Annotated in this window: 18 protein-coding genes and 1 tRNA gene; 8 read left to right on the top strand and 11 right to left on the bottom strand. The window is 72.4% G+C overall.

Annotated elements, in window-relative coordinates; translation table 11 throughout:
* Positions 1–80: 80 nt before the first annotated feature.
* The 4 genes from ACFUJ1_RS27125 to ACFUJ1_RS27140 form a co-directional block, all read right to left on the bottom strand.
* Complete coding sequence (locus ACFUJ1_RS27125; RefSeq protein ID WP_378650023.1) at positions 81–707, bottom strand: MazG family protein; 627 nt, start codon at positions 705–707, stop codon at positions 81–83.
* 29 nt (positions 708–736) lie between these two features.
* Positions 737–4354 (bottom strand): transcription-repair coupling factor, encoded by a 3618-nt coding sequence (mfd, locus tag ACFUJ1_RS27130; protein WP_378649948.1) that lies wholly within the window; start codon positions 4352–4354, stop codon positions 737–739.
* Between the two features lie 54 nt (positions 4355–4408).
* Entirely contained in the window at positions 4409–5056 is a 648-nt protein-coding gene (locus ACFUJ1_RS27135) for a TetR family transcriptional regulator (protein ID WP_378649949.1), read from the bottom strand.
* A gap of 168 nt (positions 5057–5224) precedes the next feature.
* Positions 5225–5851, bottom strand: coding sequence for a TetR/AcrR family transcriptional regulator (locus ACFUJ1_RS27140; RefSeq protein WP_378650024.1), 627 nt, complete (start codon positions 5849–5851; stop codon positions 5225–5227).
* Positions 5852–6104: 253 nt separating this feature from the next.
* Here ACFUJ1_RS27140 and ACFUJ1_RS27145 point away from each other — a divergent pair.
* From ACFUJ1_RS27145 to ACFUJ1_RS27165, 5 genes are all read left to right on the top strand, one after another.
* Positions 6105–6175, top strand: a tRNA-Gln gene (locus ACFUJ1_RS27145).
* Positions 6176–6243: 68 nt separating this feature from the next.
* Positions 6244–7734 (top strand): bifunctional UDP-N-acetylglucosamine diphosphorylase/glucosamine-1-phosphate N-acetyltransferase GlmU, encoded by a 1491-nt coding sequence (gene glmU, locus ACFUJ1_RS27150; RefSeq protein ID WP_378649950.1) that lies wholly within the window; start codon positions 6244–6246, stop codon positions 7732–7734.
* Positions 7731–8711: a ribose-phosphate diphosphokinase gene (locus ACFUJ1_RS27155; protein WP_233020436.1), complete on the top strand. Its 981-nt coding sequence runs from the start codon at positions 7731–7733 to the stop codon at positions 8709–8711. The genes glmU and ACFUJ1_RS27155 overlap by 4 nt, the downstream gene beginning before the upstream one ends.
* 246 nt (positions 8712–8957) lie before the next feature.
* Positions 8958–10724, top strand: a complete 1767-nt coding sequence (locus ACFUJ1_RS27160; RefSeq protein ID WP_378649951.1) for a hypothetical protein — start codon at positions 8958–8960, stop codon at positions 10722–10724.
* Positions 10725–10744: 20 nt separating this feature from the next.
* Positions 10745–11389 carry a DUF2461 domain-containing protein gene (locus tag ACFUJ1_RS27165; RefSeq protein WP_378649952.1) on the top strand — a complete coding sequence of 215 codons (645 nt, stop codon included), beginning with the start codon at positions 10745–10747 and terminating at the stop codon, positions 11387–11389.
* 1 nt (position 11390) lies between these two features.
* On the opposite strand, the gene egtD is transcribed toward ACFUJ1_RS27165, so the two are convergent.
* From egtD to egtA, 4 genes are read right to left on the bottom strand one after another with little or no spacing between them, the layout of a single operon-like run.
* A complete protein-coding gene (egtD, locus tag ACFUJ1_RS27170) occupies positions 11391–12362 on the bottom strand; it encodes an L-histidine N(alpha)-methyltransferase (RefSeq protein WP_378649953.1) in 972 nt (323 codons plus the stop codon).
* Entirely contained in the window at positions 12359–13330 is a 972-nt protein-coding gene (locus tag ACFUJ1_RS27175) for an ergothioneine biosynthesis protein EgtC (RefSeq protein WP_378649954.1), read from the bottom strand. The genes egtD and ACFUJ1_RS27175 overlap by 4 nt, the downstream gene beginning before the upstream one ends.
* 40 nt (positions 13331–13370) lie before the next feature.
* Positions 13371–14708, bottom strand: a complete 1338-nt coding sequence (gene egtB / locus ACFUJ1_RS27180) for an ergothioneine biosynthesis protein EgtB (RefSeq protein ID WP_378649955.1) — start codon at positions 14706–14708, stop codon at positions 13371–13373.
* A complete protein-coding gene (gene egtA, locus ACFUJ1_RS27185) occupies positions 14705–15997 on the bottom strand; it encodes an ergothioneine biosynthesis glutamate--cysteine ligase EgtA (protein ID WP_378649956.1) in 1293 nt (430 codons plus the stop codon). The genes egtB and egtA overlap by 4 nt, the downstream gene beginning before the upstream one ends.
* A 240-nt stretch (positions 15998–16237) precedes the next feature.
* Here egtA and ACFUJ1_RS27190 point away from each other — a divergent pair, with 240 nt between their 5' ends.
* The 3 genes from ACFUJ1_RS27190 (at position 16238) to ACFUJ1_RS27200 (ending at position 20106) form a co-directional block, all read left to right on the top strand.
* Complete coding sequence (locus ACFUJ1_RS27190) at positions 16238–17443, top strand: aminotransferase class V-fold PLP-dependent enzyme (protein ID WP_378649957.1); 1206 nt, start codon at positions 16238–16240, stop codon at positions 17441–17443.
* Positions 17444–18361, top strand: coding sequence for a ribonuclease Z (locus ACFUJ1_RS27195; protein WP_378649958.1), 918 nt, complete (start codon positions 17444–17446; stop codon positions 18359–18361). It abuts the gene before it with no gap.
* A 98-nt stretch (positions 18362–18459) separates the two neighbouring features.
* Positions 18460–20106, top strand: a complete 1647-nt coding sequence (locus ACFUJ1_RS27200; protein ID WP_378649959.1) for a fatty acyl-AMP ligase — start codon at positions 18460–18462, stop codon at positions 20104–20106.
* Positions 20107–20109: 3 nt separating this feature from the next.
* Here ACFUJ1_RS27200 and ACFUJ1_RS27205 read toward each other — a convergent pair whose 3' ends face one another.
* Genes ACFUJ1_RS27205 through ACFUJ1_RS27215 form a run of 3 tightly spaced genes read right to left on the bottom strand, consistent with a single transcriptional unit; the run spans position 20110 to position 22191 of the window.
* Positions 20110–20952, bottom strand: coding sequence for an SDR family NAD(P)-dependent oxidoreductase (locus tag ACFUJ1_RS27205; RefSeq protein ID WP_378649960.1), 843 nt, complete (start codon positions 20950–20952; stop codon positions 20110–20112).
* Positions 20953–20958: 6 nt separating this feature from the next.
* Positions 20959–21540: an aminoacyl-tRNA hydrolase gene (gene pth / locus ACFUJ1_RS27210; protein ID WP_378649961.1), complete on the bottom strand. Its 582-nt coding sequence runs from the start codon at positions 21538–21540 to the stop codon at positions 20959–20961.
* A gap of 9 nt (positions 21541–21549) precedes the next feature.
* Positions 21550–22191 carry a 50S ribosomal protein L25/general stress protein Ctc gene (locus tag ACFUJ1_RS27215; RefSeq protein ID WP_378649962.1) on the bottom strand — a complete coding sequence of 214 codons (642 nt, stop codon included), beginning with the start codon at positions 22189–22191 and terminating at the stop codon, positions 21550–21552.
* Between the last annotated feature and the right edge of the window lie 57 nt (positions 22192–22248).

Genomic DNA, 22248 nt, shown 5'->3' on the forward strand with positions numbered 1-22248 from the left:
GCTCGAGGTTGTCGCCAGGATAGCGAAGGAGGCTGAACGCGACCCGATACAGAGGTCCAGGTCACGCTGAGAGCCGGTGTTCAGACCGGCCAGTATGCGCGCCAGTCGTCGGCGGTGAGCGACAGCCGGGCGCCGCGGGCGCGCTCGGCGGCGTCCTCGGTGGCGCGGATGACGTCCGCGAAGCGCAGCGTGGCCTTGCGCAGCCGCTCCTCGGCGCTCTCGTCGCCACCGAGCCGGACCACCCGCAGCTCCTCGGGGATCAGCTCGTCCGGGAACCCGGCCCGCCCGGCCCGCGCGATCACCTTCTCGGCGAGCGCGAGCGCGGGCTGCGCGAGCGCGATCCCGTCCAGGCAGGAGCGCCGCGCCTTCTCCGCGGACTTCCGCTCCTCCCACGCCAGCTCCTGCGCGGCGATCCGCTCGGCGACCCCGGCGAACGCCTCGGGCGCGGCCAGGTGCGGGCTGCGGTGCTCCAGCTTGGCGATCAGCACCGCGGCCACGTCGGCGACGGTGAACTCCCCCGCCGCCTCGGCGATCCTGGCGTGGAAGAGCACCTGCAGCAGCAGGTCGCCGAGCTCCTCCCGGATCGTCTCGGTATCGCCCTGCTGGATGGCGTCGAGCAGCTCGTAGGTCTCCTCCAGCAGGTACGGCCGCAGCGAATCGTGCGTCTGGGTGCTCTCCCACCCGCCGAACCGCCACAGCCGGTCCATGAGCTCGACCGCGCCGCTGAGCTCGGCGGTCACCGCGCGGTGGCCTCGGCGCGCACCCGCAGGTCGACCGCGCCCGCCGCCTTGCCGTCCAGCGCGAGCAGCAGGTCGGCGATCAGCTGGAGCAGCTGCACGTCGCGCATGCGGTCGGCGCCGACGCTGTCCTCGACCCGGGGGATGGGCAGCTGCACGATGCCGGCGGCGGCGCGGTAACTCGCGCTCGGGTGCAGCCGCTTCAGCCGCAGCTGCTTGGAGTCGGGCAGGGTCAGCGGCGCGATCTTGATCGTGGTGCCGGTGACCGCGATCTCGGTCACCCCGTACTCGCGCGCGAGCAGCCGCAGCCGCGCCACCGAGACCAGCCGCCCGACCTCCTCCGGCAGTGGCCCGTACCGGTCGACCAGCTCCTCCATCACTCCGGCCAGCGTCGCATCGTCGTGCGCGGCGGCGAGTTTGCGGTACGCCTCCAGGCGCAGCCGGTCGCTGGCGACGTAGTCCGGCGGGATGTGCGCGTCCACCGGCAGGTCGACCCGGACCTCCCTGACCTCCTCGGTGGTGATCGGCTTGCCGTCGGCGGCGGCCCGGTACGCCTCCACCGCCTCGCCGACCAGCCGCACGTACAGGTCGAAACCGACCCCGGCGACGTGCCCGGACTGCTCCGCGCCGAGCACATTGCCCGCGCCGCGGATCTCCAGGTCCTTCATCGCCACCGCCATGCCCGCGCCGAGGTCGGAGTTCTGCGCGATGGTGGCGAGCCGGTCGTAGGCGGTCTCGGTGAGCGGCTTCTCCGGCGGGTACAGGAAGTAGGCGTAGCCGCGGTCCCTGCTGCGCCCGACCCGGCCGCGCAGCTGGTGCAGCTGGGAGAGGCCGAGGTTGTCGGCGCGCTCGACGAGCAGGGTGTTGGCGTTCGAGATGTCGAGGCCGGTCTCGATGATCGTGGTACAGACCAGCACATCGAACTCGCGCTCCCAGAACCCCTGCACGGTGCGCTCCAGGGTGTCCTCGTTCATCTGGCCGTGCGCGATCGCGATCCGCGCCTCCGGGACGAGGTCGCGCAGGTGCTTGGCGGCCTTGTCGATCGAGGAGACCCGGTTGTGCACGTAGAACACCTGGCCGTCGCGCAGCAGCTCGCGCCGGATCGCGGCGGTGACCTGCTTGTCGTTGTAGCTGCCGACGTAGGTGAGCACCGGGTGGCGCTCCTCCGGCGGGGTCAGGATGGTGGACATCTCGCGGATGCCTGCCAGGCTCATCTCCAGCGTGCGCGGGATCGGCGTGGCCGACATGGTGAGCACGTCGACGTGCGTGCGCAGCGCCTTGATGTGCTCCTTGTGCTCGACGCCGAAGCGCTGCTCCTCGTCGACCACCACCAGGCCGAGGTCCTTCCAGCGGACGCCGGTCTGCAGCAGCCGGTGCGTGCCGACCACGATGTCGACCTCGCCGTCGGCCATGCCGCGCAGCACCTCCCTTGCGTCGGCCGTGTCGGTGAAGCGGGAGAGCCCCTTGACGTTCACCGGGAACCCGGCGACCCGCTCGGCGAAGGTCTGCAGGTGCTGCTGGGCGAGCAGCGTGGTCGGGACCAGCACCGCCACCTGCTTGCCGTCCTGCACCGCCTTGAAGGCGGCGCGCACCGCGATCTCGGTCTTGCCGTAGCCGACGTCGCCGCAGACCACGCGGTCCATCGGGACCGCCTTCTCCATGTCAGCCTTGACGTCGGCGATGGCGGTCATCTGGTCGACGGTCTCGGTGAAGGCGAAGGCGTCCTCCATCTCCTGCTGCCACGGGGTGTCCGGGCCGAAGGCGTGGCCGGGCGCGGCCTGGCGCGCCGCGTAGAGCTGCACCAGCTCGCCCGCGATCTCACGAACGGCCTTGCGCGCCTTGCGCTTGGTGTTCGCCCAGTCCGAGCCGCCGAGCTTGGAGAGGCTCGGCAGCTCGCCGCCGACGTAGCGGGAGAGCTGGTCCAGCGACTCCATCGGCACGAAGAGCCGGTCGCCGGGCTGGCCGCGCTTGCCCGGCGCGTACTCGATCACCAGGTACTCCCGCCTGGCGCCGCCGACGGTGCGCTCGATCATCTCCACGAACCGGCCGATGCCGTGCTGGTCGTGCACCACCATGTCGCCCGCGACGAGCGCCAGCGGGTCGACCTGGTTGCGCCGCTTGGCAGGCAGCCGCCTGCCCTCGCCCGCGGCGGCCACCCGGTTGCCGGTCAGGTCGGACTCGGCGACGACGACCAGCCCGGCGCCGCCGAAGACCACGCCGCCGTGCAGCGAGCCGCAGAGCACGCCGACCACGTCGGGCGCGGGCTCGGCGCCCGGATCCAGTGCGGCGGCGGGCACCTCGGCGTCGGCGAGCCGCTCCAGCACGCGCTGGGCGGTGCCGTGCCCGGCGACGACGACGACCGCCCGGCCGCCGGTGGCGAGGTGCGCGCGCAGCGAGGCGAAGAGCATGGCGACCAGTTCGTCCGAGCCGCGCGCGGTGGCGCCCGCGGTGATCGGCAGCTCGACCTCGGCCGGGTCGCCGGAGGCCAGCGGGCTCAGCGTCCACCAGGGCAGGCCGTTGCGGTCCGCGCTCTCCCGGATGACGGGCAGCGGGCGATAGGCCGATGCGGCGAGGTCGAGGCCGTTGGCGCCGAGCGGCGCGGTGCCGCCGAACGAGGCCGCGGTCCAGGACGCCTCGAGGAATTCCTCGCCGGTGCGCACCAGGTCCGCGGCGCGGGTCCGCACCTTCTCCGGGTCGCAGAGCAGGATGTGGCTACCTTCCGGCAGCACCTCGGTGAGCAGCCGCAGCGCACCCGGCTGCAGCACCGGAAGCAGCGCCTCCATGCCCTCGACCGGGATGCCGTCGGAGAGCTTGGCCAGCATCTCGGAGAGCGCCGCGTCGGCGGCGTTGTCGATCGCCACCTCGGCCGCGCGGAGCCGCACCGCCTCGGTGAGCAGCAGCTCCCGGCAGGGCGGGGCGACCACGGTCGCCACCGTGATCTCCGGCAGCGAGCGCTGGTCGGCGACCGAGAAGGCGCGCAGCTCGCTCACCTCGTCGCCCCAGAACTCGACGCGCACCGGGTGGTCGGCGGTCGGCGGGAAGAGATCGAGGATGCCGCCGCGCACCGCGAACTCGCCGCGCTTGCCGACCATGTCCACCCGGGAATAGGCGAATTCGACCAGCCGGGTGAGCAATTCGTCGAAATCGAACTCGGCGCCGCGGCGCAGCACCACCGGCTCGATATCGCCGAGCCCGGCCGCCATCGGCTGCATGAGCGAGCGCACCGTGGTGACCACAACGCGCAGCGGCGGGCCGGAGACGGCGTCTTCCGGGTGCGCCAGCCTGCGCAGCACCGAGAGCCTGCGGCCCACCGTGTCGGCGCCGGGGGAGAGCCGCTCGTGCGGCAGCGTCTCCCACGACGGGAACTGCGCGACGCTCGCGCCGAGCATCTCCGTGAGCTCGAGCGTGAGGTCGTCGGCCTCGCGCCCGGTCGCCGTCACCACCACCAGCGGCCTGCTCTCCTCGTTCGCCAGCGCGGAGGCGACGAACGAGCGCGCCGGGCCGGGGGCGACCAGCGCGACCGAGGACTTCCCGACCAGATCGGCGACGGTGCGCAGCGCCTGATCGGCGCCGGCCGCCGCGGCCAGCCCCGCCAGGGGTGGGGGTTGGGCAGACATGAAAAAAGTCTATCGGTGCTGGGTGACAGCTCCCCGGCGCGGGGTGCCTACCCCCTACGGCACATATCTCCGCAGCCTGCGGGCGGCGAACTCGCGGAAGTAGGAGAGCTTCTCCCCCGGCACGATGGCGGGGAGCAGGAAGTACCAGGCGCGCTCCATGCGGACCGCCATCTGGTCGATCGACTCGGTGCCGACGGCGGTGATGTGCACGCCCGCCGTCATCTCCTGGAGGAGCAGGCCGATCACCTCGGCGTCGAGATCGGGCTCCAGGTCACCCTGGGCGATGGCGCGCTCGGAGAGGACGCGGTACGTCTCGCCCCAGGTCTTGGCGATGTTGTCGCCCTGGGCGCCGCGGTAGTCGCCGATCTGGTGGGTCAGCTTGAGCATGGCCCCGACCATCGGGTCGTTCATCGATAGGTCGGCGACGACGTAGGTGATGCCGATGCACGCCTCCAGGGCGGGCACGCGGGAATCGAAGAACCCCTGGCAGGAACTGATCAGCCGCTCGTTGCCCTGATCGACGACGGCGCGGGCCAGTTCTTCCTTGGAGCCGAAATGAAAGTACAGTGCGCCCTTGGTGACGTTCGACTGGGCGATGATCTCGCTCAGGCTCGCGTTCGCATATCCCAAGCGCAGAAAGACATCGGCAGCGCCTGCCAGAACGGAATCGCGGGTGATCTCCGCGCGCGCTTGCCTAGCCATCAGATCCGCCTGTCATCCAAAAACCAGCCATCCTGAAGTAGACCGACATCCCGAAGTAGACCGACTTACCACCCGAACAGCACTGAGAGGATGCGTGAACCGTACCACCCGGCGGCACCGCCCCCGGCAATTCGCGCATTCGCCCGGGCGCACCGCGCAATTCGCGAGCTAACACTCGACCGCGTCCCCCGCTTCGGCCCTGCGCTGCGAGGTCAGCCGGGGAGCCGCCTCCAGGTGGCTCAGACCGTTCCAGCACAGATTCACCAGATGCGCGGCCACCACTTCCTTCGACGGTTCGCGCACGTCCAGCCACCAGGTCGCGGCGGTGGAGACCATCCCGACCAGCGCCTGAGCGTAGAGGGTGGCGAGGCTGGTGTCGAAACCGCGCCGCCCGAAGTCGTTGCCGAGGATGTGCGCGACCTGGTTCACCGCCTCGTTGAGCAGGCTGGAGTAGCGCCCGTCGGCGGTTGCCGCGGGCTGGTCGCGGACCAGGATGCGGAACCCGTCGGTGCGCTCCTCGATGTAGGTCAGCAGCGCCAGCGCCACCTGCTCCAGCCGCTCCTGCGAGCGGTTGCGGGTGAGCGAGGAGGTGATCATGTCGAGCAGCATCGACATCTCCCGGTCGACGACGACCGCGTAGAGCCCCTCCTTGCCGCCGAAGTGCTCGTACACCACGGGTTTCGAGACCTGGGCGCGCAGCGCGATCTCCTCGATCGAGGTGCCGTCGTACCCTCGCTCGGCGAAGATCGAACGGCCGATCTCGATCAGCTGCTGGCGCCGCTGGGTACCCGTCATGCGCGGCCGTTGCGGCCGCTGGGTCTCACCCGATGGCATCGCTTCGCCTCCTGCGATGTCGTGGTACCGCGGTCACGGGTCCGGGCCCTCCGAGGTTTCAACTGTTCCAGACAGCGTCCCGGGCGTAACAGTGGGGCACTTCCTCGCGGCCGCGCGGGTTCGACGGAAGCGAGGTCGGCATGCGAGGATTCATGCCGTGCCGTGGGCACAGCGGCGGGTCGTGCCGAAACGGCACAGCCGGCCGGTGTGACGATCCGCCGTAGTGTAATGGCAGCACCTCTGATTTTGGTTCAGATAGTTCAGGTTCGAGTCCTGGCGGCGGAGCACGCACATGTGACTATCGTGGGCCCCGCGTTTGGCCCAGCACGATGACAGGCAGCCGAGGGAGATCCATGCCACAGCAGACCGCCGTCGTCGTTCTCGCCGCTGGCGCCGGAACGCGAATGCGGTCGAAGACCCCCAAGGTGCTGCATTCGCTGGCCGGCCGGAGCATGCTCGCGCACGCGCTGCATGCGGCGAACGAGATCGACCCCGCATACCTCATCACCGTGGTCGGGCACGACCGCGAACAGGTCGGCGCCGCGGTCGCCGCGGTCGCCGCCGAGCAGGGGCGGGAGATCCTGCCCGCCCTGCAGGAGGAGCAGCTCGGCACCGGGCACGCGGTGCAGTGCGCGCTGCGCGCGGTGCCGGAGGACTTCGACGGCGACCTGCTCGTCACCTCCGCCGACGTCCCGCTGCTCGACGGCCACACCCTGGCCGCGCTGCTCGACGAGCACCGCAGCTACGCCGAGCGCCCCGCCGTGACGGTGCTCACCTTCGTCCCGGACGACGCCAACGGCTACGGCCGGATCGTGCGCGATGCCGACGGCCAGGTGCTGGAGATCGTCGAGCACGCCGACGCCACCCCGGAGCAGGCCGCGATCACCGAGGTCAACTCCGGCGTCTACGCCTTCGACGCCCGGGTGCTGCGCAGCACCATCACCCACCTCTCCACCGCGAACGCCCAGCACGAGCTGTACCTCACCGACGTGCTCCGGCTCGCCCGCGAGGACGGCCACACCGTGCAGGGCGCCCGGCTGGTGGACGAGGCCAAGGTCACCGGGGTCAACGACCGGGTGCAGCTGGCCGCCGCCACCCGCACCCTGAACCGCTACATCCTGGAGCGGCACATGCGGGCCGGGGTCACCGTGATCGACCCGGCCACCACCTGGGTGGACGCGGGTGTCCGGATCGGCAGGGACGCGGTGCTGCGGCCGGGGACGCAGCTCTTCGGCACCACCGTGATCGGCGAGGACGCCGAGATCGGGCCGGACAGCACGCTCACCGACGTGCTGGTCGGCGACGGGGCGTCGGTGGTGCGCACGCACGGCACCGGGGCCGCCATCGGGGCGGGCTCGACCGTCGGGCCGTTCGCCTACCTGCGACCGGGAACGGTACTGGGCGAATCGGGCAAACTCGGCGCGTTCGTGGAGACCAAGAACGCCACCATCGGCGATCACTCCAAGGTCCCGCACCTCACCTACGTCGGCGACGCCACCATCGGCGAGCACAGCAACATCGGCGCGTCGAGCGTCTTCGTCAATTACGACGGGGTGCGCAAGCATCACACCGTGGTCGGCTCGCACGTGCGCACCGGCAGCGACACGATGTTCGTCGCGCCGATCACCGTGGGTGACGGCGCCTATACGGCAGCGGGTACCGTACTGCGCAGAAGCGTCCCACCCGGCGCCCTCGCGGTGTCGGGCGGAGCGCAGCGCAATCTCGACAACTGGGTGCCGCGCAACCGGCCGGGAACCGCGGCGGCGCACGCGGCGACGGAGGCCATCGCGGCCAGCGATACAGCGAGTCAGGCAACAGAGCAAAAGGATGGCGAACAGCAGTGACCGCGTTCTCGACCGACAACCAGAAGAACCTCATGCTCTTCGCGGGGCGCAGCCATCCTGAGCTGGCCGAACAGGTCGCGAAGGAGCTGGACGTCCACGTCACCCCGCAGACCGCGCGGGAATTCGCGAACGGCGAGATCTTCGTCCGCTTCGAGGAGTCGGTGCGCGGCTCGGACGCCTTCGTCATGCAGAGCTTCCCCGCGCCGCTGAACCAGTGGCTCATGGAGCAGCTCATCATGATCGACGCGCTCAAGCGCGGCTCGGCCGAGCGGATCACCGCGGTGCTGCCCTTCTACCCCTACGCGCGGCAGGACAAGAAGCACCGCGGCCGCGAGCCCATCTCCGCCCGCCTGGTCGCCGACCTGCTGAAGACCGCCGGTGCGCACCGGATCATCACCGTCGACCTGCACACCGACCAGATCCAGGGCTTCTTCGACGGCCCGGTCGACCACATGCACGCGCTCTTCCAGCTCTCCGAGCACGTGCGGGCCAACTACAGCCTGGACAACGTCACCGTCGTCTCGCCGGACGCGGGCCGCGTGAAGGTCGCCGAGAAGTGGGCCGACGCGCTCGGCGGCGCGCCGGTCGCCTTCATCCACAAGACCCGCGACCCGCTGGTGCCGAACCAGGTCAAGTCGCACCGCCCGGTCGGTGACGTCGACGGCCGCACCTGCATCCTGATCGACGACATGATCGACACCGGCGGCACCATCGCCGAGGCCGTGCGCGTGCTGCGCGAGGCGGGCGCCGTCGACGTCGTGATCGCCGCCACGCACGGCGTCCTCTCCGCGCCCGCCGCCGAGCGGCTCGCCGCCTGCGGCGCCCGCGAGGTGGTGGTGACCAACACCCTGCCGATCACCGAGGACAAGAAGTTCCCGCAGCTCACGGTGCTCTCCATCGCGCCGCTGCTGGCCAGGACCATTCGCGAGGTGTTCGAGAACGGCTCGGTCACGGGGCTGTTCAACGGCAACGCCTGAGTTCTTCGTTCGGTACGGGCCCGGGGTTTCTGTGACCTCGGGCCCGTCCCCGTTTCCGCCCCAGGCCGCTCTCAGCTACCGCACGTACAGTGACGGCCCGAGTGGGTACCCCGCCGGTAGCTCGACCGAACGGAGGCGTTGATGAGTACACCGCAGGAGCGGCGACCGCACGAGCCGGAGCCGGGGTCGCCCGGGGCCGGTGCGGGAGGCTCTGGTGGTGGAGAAACTGCCGAGGAATCGGCCGGTGTGGCGAAGGTCATCGGCGAGGATTCGGGTGCCGAGGCCGTGGAGTCGAGCGGCGAGTCCGCGCCTGCGAAGTCGGCGGACATCCCGGCGGTCGAGGACGCCCCGGCCGGAGATGCGCCGAGCGAGGGGGGCCTCGCCGCGGACGAATCCACGGACGCGCCCGCCGCGAAGCCCGCCGATGCCGAGGCGCCGATCGACGGCACCGCAGCACCTGCGGCCGGTGAAGCACCCGCCGATGGACCCGCAGAGTCCGTCGACGACGAGGTACCGCAAGCGGGCGACGCGCAGCCGACCGACGACCAAGCCCCACAGACAGGCGGCGCGCAGCCGACCGGCGACCAAGCCCCGGAGACGGGCGGCGCGCAGCCGATCGATGACCAAGCCCCACAGACAGGCGACGCGCAGCCGACCGACAACCGAGCCCCGGAGACGGGTGACGCGCAGCCGATCGATGACCAAGCCTCGGAAGCAGGCGACGCGCAGCCGACGGGTGGTGACGAGGACGCTCTGGAATCGGCCGAGGCGGTGCCGAGTGCAGGTGCTGCGGCGGTGGCGGATGATCGGGCGCCGGTCGAGGAGGTGTCGGGAGCTGCCGAGGAACCGGCTCCGGAGGAGCTCGGTGCGGGCGAGGCATCGGGCAACGAACCCTCGGAAACCGTCGAGGGCCGGACCCCTGGCGAAGGATTCGCGAAGCCCGCGGCGCCACCGGATGCGGATTCCGCGGGAATCGCCGCAGGTGTGGTGCCGAGTACGAGCGCTGCCGATTCCGGCGACAGTGCGGCGCCGCGTGCGGGCGGGGAAACATCGGCGGACGTGCCACTTTCCGGCGAAGCCGGAAGTGCCGCGGCGGAGGTCGGGACGCCGACTGAATCGGCCGAAGCCGTGGGCACCGTCGAACTCTCCGCGGCGGAAGTGGCCGAAGCGCCGACTGTCGACCAGGGGGCCGTCGCCGACGACGTCCCGCTGGACAAGCAGGCGCACTCCACTGCGGCTGCCGCGCCGACCGTCTTCCTCCCGAGTACGGTGTTCGGCGCGCCGATCGGCCACGACAAGACGGCCCGTCCACCCGCGACTCCGCCGAGCGGTCCGCCCGCACCCGCGGGCGGCCCACCCGTGCCTGCGATTCGCCCGAGCGCCCGTCCTGCGCCCGGCAGACCGAGTACCCCGGCGGCATCGGCGGCCCCGCCGATCGGCCCACAGGTACCCGGGCCGGGCCCGGTACCGGTGGGACCGCCGACCGGCTTCCCGGCAATAACTCCGCCCGCCCGGGACCCCAAGAACGCGTTCCGCCCCCACCCCCCTTCCCCTCCCCCGGCTCCGGCGAGCGGCTGGAAGCTGGGCAGCCCGAGTGCCCCTGCACCACGCGCGAACGACCAGCCCGCACCGCAGAACTGGGTGAACCAGGGCGCGGGCGAGACGGTGCGCATCCCGCGCGGCGCCCTCACCCCGGACGCGGGCGCGACCGTCCGCATCCCCGCCGACTGGCAGCAGAACGACCCGAACTACCTGCCCGGCAAACCCCTGGAACGGCAGAAGACGGAGATCCAGCTTTTCGCGATCCTCGGTTTCGTCTGCGCCTTCGCCGCACTGTTCCTGGTCCCCGTCCTTTTCGGCCCGGCGGGAATCGCGCTGGGAATCACCGGCCATACCCGCAGGGAGGAACGCGGGAAATGGGCGGCGGTCACGGCGGGTTGCGCGATGATTGTTGGGCTCGCGGTGCAGCTCGCGTTCGGCCGCAACGTGATCCCCGGCGTGAATTGGCCGTGAGCGCGGCGTAGTTTGCGAGTATGAGCGGTTTCTCGGGTTTCCCGCTGGCCGGCCTGGATTTCTACGAGGATCTAGAGGCGGACAATTCCAAATCGTTCTGGACGGCGCACCGGGACGTGTACGAGAGCGCCGTGCGCGAGCCGATGGCCGCGCTGACCGCACTGCTGGAGCCCGATTTCGGCCCGGCGAAACTGTTCCGGCCGTACCGGGACGTGCGGTTCTCGAAGGACAAGACGCCGTACAAGACGGCGCAGGGCGCGGTGGTGCACACCGCGCCGGGCGTCGGCTGGTACGTGCAAATCGGGGCGCCGGGGCTGTTCGTCGGCGGCGGTTTCTACCACGGCTCGCCCGGACAGCTGGCGCAGCTGCGGAGCACCGTCGACGACGAGGTGCGCGGCACCGAGCTGCGCACGATCCTGGCGGCCACCGCCGCCGCGGGCTTCACCATCGGCGGCGAGAAGCTCAAGACCAAGCCGAAGGGGTTCGCCGCCGACCACCCGCGGATCGACCTGCTCCGGCACAAGTCGATCACCGCGGGCAGGCAGTTCGGCGCCCCGGACTGGCTGGAGACGCCGCGCACCGCCGACGAGATCAGGACCGCATGGGAGGACGTGCGCCCCCTTGTCGAGTGGCTCTCCGCCGTCGTCGGCGGCGCGGGCGACTGAGCTACCGCCGCCCGGCGAGCACAAGCACGAACCGATTCTCCGGGTCGGTCCAGGTGTGTTCGGTGTCGAATCCGGCGGCGTCCAGCTCGGCGCGCAGGCCGTCGACGCGGAATTTGGCCGAGATCTCGGTGCGCAGCTGCTCGCCGCGGGCGAACCGCACCTCGAGGTCGAGTTCGCGGACCCGGACGGTCATGTCCTCGGCCGCTTCCAGCCGCATCTCGATCCACTCCCGCTCGGCGTCCCAGAGCGCGACGTGCGCGAACTTCTCCGGCTCGAAATCGGCGGCGAGGCGGTTGTTCAGCACGTGCAGGACATTGCGGTTGAACTCCGCGGTGACCCCGGCGGCATCGTCGTAGGCGGGGACGAGGATCGCGGGGTCGATGACGAGGCCGGCGCCGAGCAGCAGCCGCTCCCCCGGCTCCAGCACGTCGTGGATGCTCGCCAGGAACTCGGCGCGCTCGGCGGGGACCAGGTTGCCGATGGTGCCGCCGAGGAAGACCACCATGCGCCTGCCGCCGCCGGGCAGGTTGTGCAGCGTGTCGGTGAAGTCGCTGACCACGCCGTGCACCGCGAGGTCGGGGAACTCGGCGGCGATCTCCCTGGTCGACTCGCGGAGTGCGGCGGCGGAGACATCCTGCGGCACATAGGTTTTCAGCGGCCCGGCGGCGCGGGCGGCGGTGAGCAGCAGCCGGGTCTTGGCGGCGGAGCCCGCGCCGAGTTCGACGAGCACCTCGGCCTGCGCGGCGGCGGCGATCTCGTCGACCACGCTCTCCAGCAGGGCGCGTTCGGTGCGGGTCGGGTAGTACTCGGGCAGCGCGGTGATCCGCTCGAAGAGTTCGCTGCCGCGGGCGTCGTAGAACCACTTGGGGGGCAGGGTCTTCGGTGCGGAGGTCAGGCCGGTGGTCGCGTCGGTGCGGAGCGCGGCGGTGAGGTCGGCGTCGGACAGGTGGATCTCCAGCGTCGGTGCGGTCATCGCGGGGCGCCTTCCTTGGCATCGAGCAGGGGCTGGACGGTGAGGTCGCCGGGGGCGGCGGTCACCAGCATGTGGTCGGCGATGGGCTGCCAGCCGGGGTCGTCGTCGTAGGGCTCCGAGGCGAGCACCGCGGAATCGGCGGTGACCAGCGCGGACATCCCGTGGTGGACGGTGCTGGCCCAGAGCCGCTCGCCGTTGCCGAGGAGCAGGGTGAGCCGGGATTCCGGCGCGTGCCGGAGCACCGCGGCCGCCAGGTCGCGCAGCGCGGTGGCCGGGCCGTCGGCGTCGCCGGGTTCGACGGCGCCGAGCAGGCCGCGCAGCAGCACCCAGAGCGCGGCGGCGTCGGTGGGGGCCTCGGCGGCGAGCAGGTCGATGGTCTGGAAGCGGCGGGTGGCGCCCGCGGTGGTGGCGGCGATATCCAGGTCCGAGAGGGCGGCGGAGAGCGCGAGCCGCCAGTCCGGGACGACGCCGTTGTGGCTGAAGGCCCAGCGGCCGCCGGTGAACGGCGCGCAGGCGGTGCGCTCGATCGGGGTGCCGACCGTCGCCGAGCGCACCGCGGCGAGCACCGCGGTGGAGCCGAGCTGCGGGAGCACCTCGTCCACCGCGGGGTCGGTCCAGATCGGCGCGGGATTGCGGTAGCGGGTCACGACCGGCTCCGGCCGGGGCCGCTGATCGGCCGGGGTCTCCCCCGGCGCGACGGCACCCACGGGCCCAGCCCCCGCGACGGACCCATCGGGTTCGCGCCCAGCCCCACCGACGGGCCCGCCGGGTTCGCGCCCGGCGGCCGGCGGCCCGGCGGAGACATCGGGCTCCCGCCACCACGCGACCCCGAACCCGTCCGCGTTGATGGTCCCCCCGCCGCGCATGTCGCGCGGTGCCCACGCCTGGGTCCGCAGCGAGTGCGAACCCCTGGTCAGCACAGTGCCGACGGGCACGGCGGGGCCCACGTATCCCAGGTGACGGCACATCAGCGCCGCCCCCCGGAACGCGCGGGCCGCTCGGCCCCGGTCACCGGCCCTCGCCGGCGCGCAGGTCGCGCGCCAGCCGGAAGCCGGAGAAGATCTGCCTGCGGATGGGGTGATCCCAGTTCCGGAAGGTGCCGCGGCAGGCGACCGGGTCGGTGCCGAACGAGCCGCCGCGCAGCATCCGGTAGTCGCCGCCGAAGAAGACGTCGGAGTATTCGGCGTACGGGAAGGCGCGGAACCCCGGGTACGGCTCGAACCCGGACGAGGTCCACTCCCAGACGTCGCCGATGAGCTGGTGCACCCCGGCGGGCGAGGCGCCGGCCGGGTAGGCGCCGACGTCGGCGGGCTCCAGGTGCCGCTGGCCCAGGTTGGCCTGGGCCACGCCGGGGTCGGCATCGCCCCACGGGTAGCGGCGGGTCACCCCGGTCTCCGGGTCGAAGCGCGCGGCCTTCTCCCACTCCGCCTCGGTGGGCAGCCGCTTGCCCGCCCAGTTCGCGTACGCCTCGGCCTCGTACCAGCAGACGTGCACGACGGGCTGGTTCGGCCGCAGCGGGGTCGGTGCGCCGAAGGCACGGCGCCACCAGGTGCCGGAGCCGTCGCGCTCCCAGAACTGCGGCGCCACCAGCCCCGCGTCGAGCCGGTGCCGCCAGCCCCGCTCGGACCACAGCTCCGGCCGCTCGTACCCGCCGTCGGCGAGGAAGGCCAGGTACTCCCCGTTGGTGACCGGCGCCGCGTCGATGGCGAAGCCGGGGACGTGCACCGGGTGCGCCGGGCGTTCGTTGTCCAGCGCCCACGGGTCGGTGGAGGTGCCCATGGCGAACTCGCCTGCCGGCACGATCACCTCGCCGCGCACCGGGACCCGCGCTGCGGGCGGGGGCGGCGCGGCCAGCACGGCGGGGCCGGTGCGCAGCTGGTGCGTGGCGAGCATGGTCTCGTCGTGCTGCTGCTCGTGCTGGGCGACCATTCCGAAGGCGAAGCCGCCCTCGACCAGCGGATTCCCGCGCAGCGGGGCACTGGAGAGCACGTCGAGCACCTCGTCGCGCACCGAGCCGACGTAGCCGCGGGCCTGGGCCGGGTCGAGCAGCGGCAGTTCGGGGCGGTCGGCCCGCGCGTGCTTGAAGGCGTCGTAGAGCTCGTCGATGTCGCCGCGCACGGCGGCGCGGCCGCCGACGTCGCGCACCAGCCAGAGCTCCTCCTGGTTGCCGATGTGCGCGAGATCCCACACCAGCGGGCTCATCAGCCGGGAGTGCTGCGCGGCCAGCTCGGCGTCGTCCAGGCAGCCGGTGAGTGCGAGGGTGCGGGCGCGGGCCCTGGTGAGCACCTCGGCGATCTCGCCGCGCAGCCGATCGGTCGTCGCGTTGTCGGAGAACTGGATGGTCATGCCTTCACCTCCGGGTCGTCGTCGTGCGGGGTGCGACCGGTGCGACATCGTTCGGCGGCGGACTCGATCTCGGCCGCCTGCCCGGAGTGCGCGGCGGCCAGCCGCAGCAGCGCCTCGGCGCAGGCGCGCAGCTCGGGGTCGGCGAGCCCGGCGTGCGCGGCCTCCTGCCAGCGACCCGCGGTCGGCGCCGCGAGCGCGGTGCCCTCCGCGACCACCGCGGGGGCGCTGAGCAGGGCCTCGACGACGTGCACCGGGGTGCTCCAGGTGTCGCCGGGCTGTGCGTCCAGGTAGCGGATCTCCAGGTAGCCGGAGGCGCGCACCGGTGGGAAGAGCGTGGTCAGGTGGTAGTCGAGGTCGGCGGTGGCCGGGCGGCGGCCGATCTCGTCGTCCAGCGCGCCGGAGAGCCAGTCGGCGAAGGTGGCGCCGGGCGGGGCGGTCCACTTCGGGCCGGCCGGGTCCTGGCCGCAGGGCCGGACGCAGAGCAGCGGGACATCAAGCGCCCAGCTCGCGTACCCGGCGATGGGGTCGGCCCACTGCTCGGCGGGCGGACGGCTGCGGCTGTGGTCGAGCCGCAGCCAGGTGCGCATACGCTGCGAGGCCCAGACCCCGCCCGGCGCGCCCTTCAACCGCGGCGAGCAGGCGAAGGCGGCGACCAGCGCGGGGCCCGCGACGTGCAGCAGGTGCCAGCGCGCGGCGACCTCGGCGGGATCGGCTCCGGCGTCGACGCTGACCTGGCCGGCCGCGGTATTGCACATCATGAGCTTGCCGAACGGGCCGATCCCGGCGAAGTGCCGTTCCATCGCCCGGTAGCGCGGGAGTTCGAGGAGCCGCCGCGGCGGACGGGAGGCGTCGGCGGCGAGCGAGACGGTGCGGATGCCACGGGTGGCGAGCAGGTCGCGGAGCACGGCGGCATCGGCGCGCAGTGCGGCGGAGAGCGCCTGCGCATCGGGGTAGGGGGAGCTGGAGAGTTCGATCTGGCCACCGGGTTCGACGGTGACCCGGCTACCACCGGGCAGGGCCAGCTCCGGCGAGCCGGGGGCGAGCGAGCGCGGGGCGTGCGGGCCGAGTGCGGCCGCGAGATCGTCCAGGGCGGGGCGGGGGGCGTCCGTCGAGTACGCCGAAGACCCACCCTGGACGGTGAGCCACTCCAGTTCGGCGCCGATCAGCGCCGGTGGACCGAGCTTGAAACAGACCCCGCCGACGTACGCCTCCGCCGCGGCGCGGGACGACATGACCTCCTGATCGACCGTCTGACCGGGCGGTTCCGGGTGCTCGAGCGTAACCGACATGCCAACCTCCACCGTGGTGCGTCGTTCGTATCCGTACTGCTGCTGTGCAAGGGGGTTCGATCCGGCGGGGCACTGCGATGGGCCGGGGTAACCCGGTCGGCGGGTTGTCGTTCGAGCTCGGGCAAGCGGGTCGAGTGTTCGCGGACGGGGACCGGATCGCGTCGTACCGTCAAGGGTAGCGGCGTCCGCCGACAAGAAAAGGGCCGGAACTCCGTCGGCCGCTACCGATAGGGTCGCGACATGGACGACGCCAGGCTCCGCGCCGACACCCCGGGCCTCGGCTCCGGGCTCGACCCCACCGACCCGGCCACCGGTCACGTATTCCTGGACAGCGCGGGCTCCTCGCTACCGCCCGGCGTCGTCACCGAGACCGTGATCGCGCATCTGCGGCGCGAAGCCGAGGTCGGTGGCTACCGGGCCGCGAACGAGCGGATCGACGAGCTCGACGGAGTCAGGCGCTCGATCGCGGAGCTGCTCGGGACGGTACCGGGGGCCATCGCGCTGAGCGACTCCGCGACCAGGGCCTGGACCGACTTCTTCTACTCGGTGCCGCTCGGCCCCGGCGACCGGGTGCTGATCTGCGGCATCGACTACGCGGCCAATGCCATCGCCACGCTCCAGCGCGCGCGGGCGGCGGGGGCGAGTGTCGAGCGAATTCCCAGCGACGCATCGGGGCTGCTCGACCTCGAGGCGCTGGCCGGGATGCTGGACGAGCGGGTCAAGCTGGTCTCGCTGGTGCACGTGCCGACCAACGGCGGGGTGGTGAACCCGGTCGCCGAGGCGGCGCGGCTGGCCCGCGCGAGCGGCGCGCTGGTCCTGCTCGACGCCTGCCAGGCCGCCGGGCAGCTCCCCCTCGATGTGACCGAACTCGACGTGGACGCGTTCTCCGCCACCGGCCGCAAGTGGCTGCGCGGCCCGCGCGGCACCGGCTTCCTGTACCTCCGGCCGGAGCTGGCCGCGACCATGGAGCCGCAGCGGCTCGACCTGCACAGCGCGACCTGGACCGGGCCGGAGAGCTACGAGCTCGCCCCGGACGCGCGGCGCTTCGAGTTCTGGGAGCACGATGTCGCGGCCCGGCTCGGGCTCGGCGCGGCCGTGCGCTACCTGCTCGATCTCGGCCCCGAGGCCGTCTACGCGGCCGTCGCGGACCGCTCTGCGCACCTGCGCAGAGCGCTGGGCGCGCTGGCCGGGGTCACGGTGCGTGATCTCGGCGGCAAGGCGGGCGCGCGCGGCGGCATCGTCTCGTTCACCAAGGACGGCATCGCGCCGGAGGCGATCCGGGACCGGCTGGCCGAGCGGAACATCACCGTGACGGTGAGCCGCGCGAGTTCCACGCTGCTGGACATGACCGAGCGCGGGCTGGACGCGGTGGTGCGCGCCTCGCCGCACTGCTTCGTCTCCTACGCCGAGCTGGACCGGTTCGTCGCCGCCGTGGCCGCGCTGTAGATGTCGGCCCGCGAACTCGTCGTGCTCGGCACCGCCAGCCAGGTGCCGACCAGGCAGCGCAACCACAACGGCTACCTGCTGCGCTGGGACGGCGAGGGGCTGCTCTTCGACCCGGGCGACGGCACCCAGCGCCAGCTCACGCACGCCGGGGTCGCGGTATCGGCGATCACCCGGATCGCGCTCACCCACTTCCACGGCGACCACTGCCTCGGGCTGCCCGGCATCGTGCAGCGGATCAGCCTGGACGCCGTGGCGCACCCGGTACACGCCTACTACCCGGCCTCCGGCGCGCACTGGTTCCGCAACCTCTGCGACGCCAGCGCCTTCCGCCGGACCGTCGAGCTCACCGAGCACCCGATCGCGGCGGCAGGCCCGCTCGCCGCGCCGGGGGCGCCGTTCACCCTGACGACGGCGGCGCTCTCGCACCCGGTGGAGGCGTTCGGCTACCGGCTGACCGAGCCGGACGGCCGCAGGCTGCTGCCGGAGCGGCTGGCCGCGCTCGGGGTGCGCGGGCCAGCGGTCGGCGAACTCCAGCGCACCGGCGCGCTCCCGATCGGCGACCGGGAGGTCACGCTGGCCGAGGTGAGCGAGGTGCGGCGCGGGCAGAGCTTCGCCTTCGTGATGGACACCAGGCTCTGCCCCGGCGTGTTCGAGCTGGCGGCGGGGGTGGACATGCTGGTCATCGAGGCCACCTTCCTGGATTCCGACGCGCACCTGGCCGCCGAGTACGGGCACCTCACCGCGGCCCAGGCGGCCAGGGTCGCCGCCGAATCCGGGGTTCGGACGCTGGTTCTGACCCATTTCTCGCAGCGCTACCGCACCCTGGATGAGCATCGGAGGGAGGCGGGGCGGCACTTCGACGGGGAACTCGTGGTTGCGCACGATCTGCAGCGGGTACCGCTCCCACCGCGGCGCTGACTCGTCCGCTCGCTACCTCCGGGCGAATCACCACCGGGAGTTAACGTCCGCCCGCTCCGGCGGGATAGCAGGGCAGGGCCGAGGCGAGGGAGTGGAACGTGAGCAGGTTCACCGACGAGATGTACACGACCGGTGCGGCCAGTCCCCGCGGCCTGGTCACCGGCGAGCCGAACGAGCCGCGCAGGCAGACGTGGGGGGAGATCCACGGGCAGGCGCGGCGGATGGCGGGCGGGCTCGCCGCGGCCGGGATCGGGCACGGCGACGCGGTCGGGGTGCTGGCCGGGATGCCGGTCGACATCGCGCCCGCCTGCCAGGCGGTCTGGATGCGCGGCGCCTCCATCACCATGCTGCACCAGCCGACGCCCCGCACCGACCTGGCCGTCTGGGCGCAGGACACCGAGACCGTGCTGCGCATGATCGAGGCGAAGGCGGTGGTGCTCGGCGCGCCCTTCGAGGTGGCCGAGCCGCTGCTGCGGGAGCGCGGCATCGAGGTGGTGCTGATCGACCGGCTGCACGACGGCCCCGACACCGACCCGCTGCCCACCGGCGAGGACGACATCGCGCTGCAGCAGCTGACCTCCGGCTCCACCGGGTCGCCGAAGGCGGTGCGGATCACGCACGGCAATTTCTTCGTCAACGCCTACGCCATGTTCGACCGGGTCAAGTTCCAGCTCGACCAGGACGTCATGGTGAGCTGGCTGCCGCTCTTCCACGACATGGGCATGGTCGGCTTCCTCAGCGTGCCCATGCAGCTCGGCGCCGAGGTGGTCTGCGTGACCCCGCTCGACTTCCTCGCCAAGCCGCTGCTCTGGGCCGAGCTGATCGACAGGTACCGCGGCACCGTGACCGCCGCCCCCAACTTCGCCTACTCGCTGCTGGCCCGGCGGCTCTCCCGCGCCGAGGACGGCGCCTACGACCTGAGCAGCGTGCGCTACATGTGGAACGGCGCGGAGCCGGTCGACCCGGACACCATGGACGCGCTCGCCGTCGCGGGCGAGCGCTTCGGCCTCGACCCGGCCGCGCTCACCCCGGTCTACGGCATGGCCGAGACCACGCTGGCCGTCTCCATCCCCGACCCCGGGCTCGGCCAGGTGGTCGACGTGGTCGACGCCGACCTGCTGGAGGCCATCGGCAAGGCGGTCCCGATCCGCGACCAGCGCGGCCACCACGGCCCGGTGCGCGCGCTGCCCACCCTCGGCTACCTGGTCGACCAGCTGGAGGGGCGGGTCGTCGACGCCGACCGGCAGCCGCTGCCGACCCGCTCGGTCGGCGTCATCGAGCTGCGCGGCCCCGCCGTGACCGCGGGCTACGTCACGGTCGACGGCTTCCGCCCCGCGCAGGATGCCGACGGCTGGCTCGACACCGGCGACATCGGCTACTTCACCGAGCGCGGACTGATCGTGGTCTGCGGGCGGATCAAGGACGTCATCATCATGGGCGGCCGCAATATCTACCCCACCGACATCGAGCGCGCCGCGGGCCGGGTCCCCGGGGTGCGGCCCGGCAACGCCGTCGCCGTCCGGCTGGACGCCGGGCAGAAGCGGGAGAGCTTCGCGGTGGTCGTGGAGAGCAACGACCACGAGGACCAGGAGCAGGTCAAGCGGCTCGAGCGCGAGGTGGTGCACGCGGTCTTCTCCGAGGTCGGCGTGCGGCCGCGCTCGGTCACCGTGCTCGGGCCGGGCGCGCTGCCGAAGACCTCCTCCGGAAAGCTGCGCCGCGCCGCCACCGCGGCACACCTGGACTGAGCGTCAGGCGCGGCCGACGAGCAGGCGGTCGACGGTGCGGGGGGAGAACTGGTTGACGGCCCGGAGCAGGGCGGCGTAGCGCGGGACCATGCGGACCGGGCGGGTGCGCAGGGCGGTGAGGATCCAGTCGGCGGCCTGCTCGGGGGTGAGCCCGGGGAGGCGGCGGTACCGCTCGGTCGGCGAGCTCATGGCGGTGTGCACGAGCGGGTAGCCGATGGTGGTGAAGGCGATTCCGGCGGCGGCCAATTCGGCTCCGGCGCTGCGGTTGAAGCCGGCCAGCGCGGCCTTGGAGGCGTGGTAGGCGGCGAAGCGCGGGGAGCTGTCGGCGGCGACGGTCCAGGTGCAGACGTCGAGCACGTGCCCGCCGCCGCCGGCCAGCATGCCGGGGACGACGCCGAGGGTGAGCTGCACCGCGCCGAAGTAGTTGACCGCCATGGTGCGCTGGAAGTCGTGCAGCCGGTCGAAGGATTCGGTGAGCGGGCGGCGGATCGAGCGCGCGGCATTGTTGATCAGCACGTCCACCGGGCCGTCCAGGCTCTCGACCAGCTCGGCGACCTGCGCCTGGTCGGCCATGTCACAGGCGCGGTACTCGGCCTTGCCGCCGGTGGCGGTGATCTCCGCGGTCAGCCGCTCCAGCTCGTCGGCGCGGCGGGCGACGAGCAGCAGTTCGGCGCCGCGGGCGGCGGTACGCAGCGCGGCGGCCCGGCCGATCCCGGAGGAGGCGCCGGTCAGCAGGATTCGGGTGCCGTCGAGGCGGACCGCGTCCGCCCGGCGGGTGCCGCCGACCGGGCCGAGGACGAAGGGCGCGATGCGGTGCGCGGCGGCGCGCTGTGCGTTCGAAGCCATGACCCCTCAGTGCAACTGGTTCTGCGCGGCTTCGAGGCCGACCCGGAGCAGCAGCTCGACGGCGTCGGCGGCCTGCTCGACGATGACCGGGACCTCCTTGCGCTCCGGCGCGGCGAAGGGCTTGAGCACGAAGTCGGCCGGGTCCTGCCTGCCGGGCGGGCGGCCGATGCCGATCCGGACCCGGAGGTACTCCTTGGTGGTGAGCGCGGAGGAGATGCTGCGCAGGCCGTTGTGGCCGCCCTCGCCGCCGCCGCGCTTGATCCGGATCGCGCCGAACGGCAGATCCAGCTCGTCGTGCACGACGACGACCTCGGTCGGCGGCACCGAGAAGAAGCGGGCGAGCGCGGCGACCGGCCGCCCGGAGACGTTCATGAACGAGCGCGGCTTGGCGACCAGCACCTGCCGCCCGTCCAGCCGGGCCTGCAGCAGATCGGCGCCGGATTTCTTGTGCACGGCGAACCGGCCGCCGACGCGCTCGGCGAGCACGTCGGCGACCAGGAAGCCCACATTGTGCCGGGTCCGCTCGTACTCGGGCCCGGGGTTGCCGAGGCCTGCGACGAGCGCAGGCCCGGCGGCGGGTTCGGACACGACCCGGTGTTACTCGGCGCTCTCGGCGGCGGCCTCGTCGGCCTCGTCGCCCTCGGCAGCCTCGGCGGACTCGTCGGTGGCGGTCTCCGCCTCCAGGTCCTGGGCCACCGGCGCGGTGATGACGTTGACGATCAGGGTCTCCGGATCGACGGCCAGCTCGACGCCCTTGGGCAGCGACAGGTCGGAGGCGTTGATCTGGGTGCCCTCTTCAGCGCCGTCGACCGAGACCTCGATGGACTCGGGAATGTTCAGCGCGTCGGACTCGATGGCGACGGTGGTGGCGTCCTGGGTGACCAGGGTGCCTGCCGCGGCCTCACCGGTGACGACGATGTTCACGTCGGCGGTGACCTTCTCGCCGCGCTTCACGATGAGCAGGTCGGCATGCTCGATGTAGCGGCGGATCGGGTGCACGACAACGGACTTGGTCAGCGCGAGCTGCGGCGTGCCGTCGATCACCAGATTCAGCACGGCGTTGGTGCCGTGCTGCCGCAGGATCGCGGCGAAATCCCGGGCGTTCACGGCCAGGTGCTGGGGATCCGACTGGTGGCCGTACAGCACGGCGGGGACATTGCCCGCGCGGCGGGTGCGACGGGCGGCACCTTTACCGAACTCGGTGCGTACGACGGCCTCGAGGACGTTGACGTCGGACATGACTGAAATACTCCTACGGCTCTTCCGGGCTGGACACGGGCTACGCGCTGGACGTCC

It is taken from the genome of Nocardia sp. NPDC057227, from assembly GCF_042669725.1.
GTDB classification, from domain to species: Bacteria; Actinomycetota; Actinomycetes; order Mycobacteriales; family Mycobacteriaceae; genus Nocardia; species Nocardia asteroides_A.

Coding starts and splice junctions, on each gene's coding strand:
- ACFUJ1_RS27125 (WP_378650023.1), bottom strand. CDS start 707: ATGGACCGGCTGTGGCGGTTCGGCGGGTGGGAGAGCACCCAGACGCAC.
- glmU (WP_378649950.1), top strand. CDS start 6,244: ATGCCACAGCAGACCGCCGTCGTCGTTCTCGCCGCTGGCGCCGGAACG.
- ACFUJ1_RS27190 (WP_378649957.1), top strand. CDS start 16,238: ATGGACGACGCCAGGCTCCGCGCCGACACCCCGGGCCTCGGCTCCGGG.
- egtA (WP_378649956.1), bottom strand. CDS start 15,997: ATGTCGGTTACGCTCGAGCACCCGGAACCGCCCGGTCAGACGGTCGAT.
- mfd (WP_378649948.1), bottom strand. CDS start 4,354: ATGTCTGCCCAACCCCCACCCCTGGCGGGGCTGGCCGCGGCGGCCGGC.
- ACFUJ1_RS27195 (WP_378649958.1), top strand. CDS start 17,444: ATGTCGGCCCGCGAACTCGTCGTGCTCGGCACCGCCAGCCAGGTGCCG.
- egtB (WP_378649955.1), bottom strand. CDS start 14,708: ATGACCATCCAGTTCTCCGACAACGCGACGACCGATCGGCTGCGCGGC.
- ACFUJ1_RS27175 (WP_378649954.1), bottom strand. CDS start 13,330: ATGTGCCGTCACCTGGGATACGTGGGCCCCGCCGTGCCCGTCGGCACT.
- ACFUJ1_RS27165 (WP_378649952.1), top strand. CDS start 10,745: ATGAGCGGTTTCTCGGGTTTCCCGCTGGCCGGCCTGGATTTCTACGAG.
- ACFUJ1_RS27215 (WP_378649962.1), bottom strand. CDS start 22,191: ATGTCCGACGTCAACGTCCTCGAGGCCGTCGTACGCACCGAGTTCGGT.
- ACFUJ1_RS27140 (WP_378650024.1), bottom strand. CDS start 5,851: ATGACGGGTACCCAGCGGCGCCAGCAGCTGATCGAGATCGGCCGTTCG.
- ACFUJ1_RS27205 (WP_378649960.1), bottom strand. CDS start 20,952: ATGGCTTCGAACGCACAGCGCGCCGCCGCGCACCGCATCGCGCCCTTC.
- egtD (WP_378649953.1), bottom strand. CDS start 12,362: ATGACCGCACCGACGCTGGAGATCCACCTGTCCGACGCCGACCTCACC.
- ACFUJ1_RS27135 (WP_378649949.1), bottom strand. CDS start 5,056: ATGGCTAGGCAAGCGCGCGCGGAGATCACCCGCGATTCCGTTCTGGCA.